Here is a 1092-nt window from a genome sequence, read left to right as displayed (position 1 = left end):
GGGTGGGGGTGGCTCAGACGGCACCGCGGCGCTCGATCCTGCGCCACCCCCACCTCCTGCCTCCTCCCCACAAGGGGGAGGAGAGAGCAGCGGCTCCGGCCGAGCCATTTCCGATTGCGCGCGATGGCGGGGTGGCTCTGGGGCGACGCGGATGCGGCCGTCGAGGCCGAGCACCCCGTCGGCGTCGGCGAGCAGCGGGTTGATGTCGAGTTCGCGGATCTCGGGCAGGTCGGCGGCGAGCTGGGCCAGCTTCACCAGCACCAGGGCGATGGCGTCGAGATCCGCCGCGGGAACATCGCGATAGGCCTCCAGCCGCCGCGACACGCGTGTGCGCAGAATCTGGTCGGCGGCGAGGCGGAGGTCGAGCGGCGGCAGGCCGAGCGAGCGGTCGTCGATGACCTCGACGGCGGTGCCGCCGGTGCCGAACACCACCACGGGGCCGAAGGTCGGGTCTTCCGCCAGCCCGACGATCAACTCGCGCCGGTTGCCCCGCGGCACCATCGCCTGCACCGCGAAGCCGGTGATGCGCGCCTCCGGCCGGAGCTTGCGCACGCGGGCGATCATGCGGGCGGCGGCCTCGCGCACGTCGGCCTCCGAGGTGAGGCCGAGGCGCACGCCGCCGACATCCGACTTGTGCACGATGTCCGGCGAGACGAGCTTCAGCGCCACCGGCTCGCCGCGGGCGATCATCGGCCAGGCGGCCTCGGCGGCGGCGTCCCCATCCGGCGCCAGCAGGCAGGGCTGCATCGGGATCGCATAGGCGCCGAGCAGCGCCTTGACCGCGAGGGGATCGAGCCAGCTCTGCCCGGCGGCGAGCGCCTGCCGGACGAGTCGCTTCGCTGTTTCGAGGTCGGGCTTGAATTCCTGCGGCAGCGAGGCCGGCGTGCGCATCAGGTTTTCCTGCGCCTCGCGGTAGCGCACCACGTGCAGGAACCCGTCGACCGCGTCGGAATCCGTGGCGAAGAGCGGGATGCCGGCCTTTGCGTAGACCGCCGCCGCCTCGGCATCCTCGCCGACCGACACCGCGAAGACCGGCTTCTTGCGGTCGCCCCCCCGGCGCGCCTCGGCCACCGCGCCGGCCACCGCCTCCGC

At 73.6% G+C, this 1092-nt stretch carries 1 protein-coding gene; it reads right to left on the bottom strand.

Going from position 1 to position 1092, the window contains the following annotated elements; genetic code table 11:
- The coding region (locus FV217_RS22395; protein WP_187272682.1) for an acetate--CoA ligase family protein at nucleotides 1–1092 on the bottom strand (1092 nt) is incomplete at both ends.

The sequence above is a fragment of the Methylobacterium sp. WL9 genome (genome assembly GCF_008040035.1).
GTDB lineage: Bacteria > Pseudomonadota > Alphaproteobacteria > Rhizobiales > Beijerinckiaceae > Methylobacterium > Methylobacterium thuringiense.
This window is presented reverse-complemented; position numbering and strand designations above follow the sequence as displayed.